Raw genomic sequence first — 1,192 nt, 5'->3', positions numbered from 1 at the left:
GGGGTCTTCCTGCGCATGGTGTGCTCCTGGGGGTGGGGGTCCGCGAGCTTTCCGGACATGCGACGAGGTGTGGCCGGACGGCGCCAGACCGTAGGACATTGGTCTAGACCTAGCGCAACGTAGCCGCGCACCGGGTTGTTGTCTAGACCACTCGTGCGTACGTTTTCCGCCGCCGCCCCCGCCGCCGTTCCGCGCCGCCGCGCGTACCCCCCTACGCGGCCGGGAGCGCGATCCGGGCCGCGACCGGGAGGTGGTCGCTGCCGGTGGCGGCCAGGGTCCACAGGCGGGTGACGGTGGCGCCGCGGGCCATGACGTGGTCGATCCGGGCGACGGGGAAGGCCGTGGGCCAGCTGAAGGAGAAGCCGTCCGCCGCCTCCCGGCCGGTGGAGTCCACACCGTTCAGGACAGGGGCGAGCCCGCGGTCGCCCAGGGTGCCGTTGAAGTCGCCCAGCACGATCACACGGGGCAGCTCCTCCGCCCGCAGCTCCTCCCCCAGCAGGGCGGCGCTCTCGTCCCGCCACCCGGTGTCGAAACCGGTCGCGCGGACGCGGACCGAGGGCAGATGGACCACGTGCGCGGCGATGTCGCCGTGCGGGGTGCGTACGGTGGTGCGCAGCCCGCGGTTCCAGTCGGGGCCGAGGTCCGCGGGGCGGATGTCCAGCGGACGGGTGCCGGTCAGGGGGTGCCTGGACCACAGGCCGACGGTCCCCACCACCGCGTGGTGCGGGTACTCCCGTGCCAGCGCCTCGCCGTAGGCGGGCAGGGCGGCGGGGGTCAGCTCCTGCAGCGCGACGATGTCGGGGCCGGCGGCGGCCAGGGCCCGCGCGGTGGCGGCCGGGTCGCGGTTCTCGTCGCTCGCGTTGTGCTGGACGGCCGTGAGGAGGGCGGTACGGGCGGCGCCGGAGGCATCCCCGTCCCGGGGGGACAGGGCGTCGTGGAAGAGGACGAGCCAGACCGCCGACGGCAGCGCCAGGGCCACCAGGGCGAGGGCCGAGCGGCGTACCAGCGCCGCGAACAGCAGCGGGGGGACGGCGAGACCGAGCCACGGCAGGAAGGACTCCAGCAGGCTGCCCAGACCCAGTACGGCCCCCGGCACCAGGGAGTGGAACGCCGCAACCCCGGCCGTGAGCACGGCGAGCGCGGCGGGCACGCGGCCCCGCGTCCAGGCGGTGCGTCCGGCCCCGCCCCGCAC

1 protein-coding gene is annotated in these 1,192 nt (G+C 75.7%); it reads right to left on the bottom strand.

Features of this window, described 5'->3' with window-relative positions; genetic code table 11:
- Positions 1 to 211: 211 nt before the first annotated feature.
- Positions 212 to 1,192 (bottom strand): endonuclease/exonuclease/phosphatase family protein (locus L7D48_RS28915; protein ID WP_256463383.1); only part of this gene is annotated, 981 nt, incomplete at its 5' end.

This window comes from Streptomyces sp. ICN903 (assembly GCF_022015835.1).
Taxonomy (GTDB): domain Bacteria; phylum Actinomycetota; class Actinomycetes; order Streptomycetales; family Streptomycetaceae; genus Streptomyces; species Streptomyces fenghuangensis.
Note: the sequence above shows the minus strand (reverse complement) of the source record. Positions and strands in the feature narration are given on the sequence as shown.